General features: G+C 35.4%; 4 protein-coding genes. All 4 read right to left on the bottom strand.

Annotated features, from left to right (window positions below; translation table 11 throughout):
- Positions 1 to 277: 277 nt before the first annotated feature.
- A complete protein-coding gene (locus tag ACFQ1M_RS11525; RefSeq protein WP_386408338.1) occupies positions 278 to 658 on the bottom strand; it encodes a hypothetical protein in 381 nt (126 codons plus the stop codon).
- Between the two features lie 194 nt (positions 659 to 852).
- Positions 853 to 1,560, bottom strand: coding sequence for a hypothetical protein (locus ACFQ1M_RS11520; RefSeq protein WP_386408336.1), 708 nt, complete (start codon positions 1,558 to 1,560; stop codon positions 853 to 855).
- Positions 1,561 to 1,579: 19 nt separating this feature from the next.
- Entirely contained in the window at positions 1,580 to 1,897 is a 318-nt protein-coding gene (locus ACFQ1M_RS11515; protein WP_386408334.1) for a helix-turn-helix domain-containing protein, read from the bottom strand.
- Entirely contained in the window at positions 1,897 to 2,241 is a 345-nt protein-coding gene (locus ACFQ1M_RS11510; protein WP_386408332.1) for a type II toxin-antitoxin system RelE/ParE family toxin, read from the bottom strand. Before ACFQ1M_RS11510 ends, ACFQ1M_RS11515 begins: the two co-directional genes overlap by 1 nt.
- Positions 2,242 to 2,841 lie beyond the last annotated feature (600 nt).

Here is a 2,841-nt window from a genome sequence, read left to right as displayed (position 1 = left end):
TCGTCTAAAATTTTCAGTTTGAAAGGTTCTGAATACCGTCTGATCACTTTGTCGTTTTTATACATAATGTTTGAAATTATGTAGCCTTTATTCAGGACGGGTCAGTATTGTGTACAACGGTTTCGTATAACCGTCAGTTGCGGGTTAAATTAGTTATTATTTTCTTTTGTTACTAGCGTTAGCAATTCCGAGTGGATTCGGACGTAGTCGAATCCGCCGTAATTGCGGTTATACATTGTTGTGGGTAGTTTTTTATTTTTCATATTCGGCTTTTCAATCAGTAATGCACCCAATAAGAGTCCGTTTCCTCTCCGTCATCAACCATTCTAATTTGGACGTCAAATAATTCAGTCAAAATCTTTTCTTTAGTCGAGTTGTCAAATTCCTCAAATTCCAACTCCTCAATATGTTCCGAAATTTTGTCTCCGTTATGCCATTTTTCCGCGACAATTTTTTCAATCAGAATATTCAATTCCGATGAAGGAAATTCCTTTTCAGATTTATGCCAAATAAATTCCTGTCTTTCTTCTGGGTCATTTTCATCATAGATTGCAATTCCGCTTATTGAGTCAACAGTCTCGTTTATCAACTCAATTTTCTCAACTCCAAATAGTTTGAGATAAGATTTTAGGAAATTCAGTCTTTTTGATTCTTGCATTTTGGTTTTGGTCAAATTACCCACAACGGTCTCGTATAACCGTCAGTTACGGGTTAATATGCGTTAATTTTCGGTTTGGTACTGACGATAGCAATTCCGACCGCGCCCGAACGTGCCGTTCGGTACGGGCGGGGTGGATTCGGACGTAGTCGAATCCGCCGTAATTGCGGTTATACATTGTTGTACACCGTTTTTTATAGTTTTTCCATTTCTCCAAATCCATAAGTTCGGTCAGATAAATTTGAATAATAGACATAATTTCCATTTTCAAGAACGTCAATAATTTTGACATCAATTTTTTGTCCAATTAAGTATTCGTATTTAGGTTCTGAAACTTTTAAATAAGTCAAAACATAATTACAAGGGGAAATCCATTCTATTTTATAAACGGATTTTGAGTCTTTTGTTTTCTCAATTTGTTTTCGTTTCCGTCTTTTGATTTCCACGTCTCGATATTCAGGATTTATATATTGGTATTTGCCTTTTCCAAATTCCGCAATACAATTTGATTCCATTTCAGTCATTGTTTCATACTTTGAATTCACAATGGTAAATGGATAATCGAAACACTGATTACTAAATTTACTTCCTGGTAAAAAATCAATTCCTTTCCGATATTCTATAATCTGTTGAATGATGTCTTTGTTTTTGTAAGTAGTTCTTTCCGGAATTTCAGTCACAGAAATAGTTTCTCCATTTTCTCCAATGCAAATTTTCACATAGAGATATTCAACAACTTCCACGTCATCTACAAAAAAGTATTGCTGAATTTGTGCAAAAGTCAGTGATGATTGTAAAATTAAAATCAGGAATATAATTTTTCGCATAGGTTTGGTCAAATGGTGTACAACGTCTCTTGTATGTTGCGTTTGCCTGCCGAAGGCGGCATATGCAATATACAAACTGTTGTGTGTTTTGCTTTTATTCAGTCGCCAAATCCATTTTTTGATTTAGCAACTCCACATTAAAGTTAACCTTTGCATTTAATGCTCTAAACACTTTTAAAATTGTCTCAAACCTTGCATCGGTCAAATTGTTTTCGATTTTGGAAATCTGCGCTTTTTTCACTCCGATTAATTCTCCTAGTTGAGTTTGTGTCAGTTTTCTTTCCTTTCGAGCTTGTTTGATTGCTTCTCCGATTAAGTCGAGTCGCAATTCGTTTTCATAAGCATCTCTCTCTGCCGTACCTTTTTTACCAAGATACCTGTCTTTTGCCTCTTCAAGTGTGTATGTTTTCATTACTTTTTGTTTTTGTTTTCAAAATATTTGCTCATCAACTTGGTCGCTTTGTCAATTTCCTTTTCGGGCGTTTTCTGCGTCTTTTTAATAATTCCGTGAGTTGCGATTACAATAGTGACTTTATTATCTGTTTTGTCCCAAAATGCAAAAAGTCGATATTGCTTTTTATTGTACAAAGTCCGAAATTCCCAAATATCCGAAGTCAGCTTTTTAAACAGAGTATTGTCGGTTTTAACTTTTGCTCTGTCAATGTTGAAAAGTATTTTCTTTCGAGCTTTTTCGTCGAGGGTATCTAAGAAGTCAAAAACCTCCTTTAGAAACTCAACTTTAAATTTTTCCGTCATTCAGATATTGATTTGCTACAAAGATAAAAGTTTCCTTTTTAGTAAACAAATTTGATTCCAAAGATAATTTACTTTGCATTACACACAACGTTCTGCAGCTACACGCAGTGGGGCGAGCTACCGAGATTGTTTTCTAAAATAAGAATTAAATTTCTGAGATTGATTTATCAATCGAAGCGTAAAATCCGCATGGTGTGTAGCTGTTGTTATATGCACCTTTTTTGAGTCCTTCGCATCACATAAAGCTTTTAATTTCTACAACGTTTTTTTTTGTTGCGTGGGAACACTGTGGGCATATTTTTGGGAGTAATTTTCACACCCAATGTTCCGGATGTGGTTGCGAAGCTTTTAACTATGGGCATTCAAACACAATTGCCCACACATTTTTCCCACAACAAAAATCCCAAGATTTAGGTTCAGGAAGTCCATTTTTCGGGCGAAACCTTGTAAGGCAATTTTTTCACACTCTGGGCATATGCCTTACTGAGCATTGCATATAACGTTCAAGTGTAAAAAGCGTTTCAATGCTTTTTACATATTGTTGTGTGCTTTTGTTCAATTTTTGTCCACCGCCAAAGGTAGTGAACAAAGGGGACAGTC

Origin of the sequence: Sungkyunkwania multivorans (assembly GCF_042675645.1) — a bacterium.
Lineage (GTDB): Bacteria > Bacteroidota > Bacteroidia > Flavobacteriales > Flavobacteriaceae > Sungkyunkwania > Sungkyunkwania multivorans.
The sequence above is the reverse complement of the archived record's forward strand: the minus strand, read 5'-3'. Positions and strand labels throughout refer to the sequence as shown.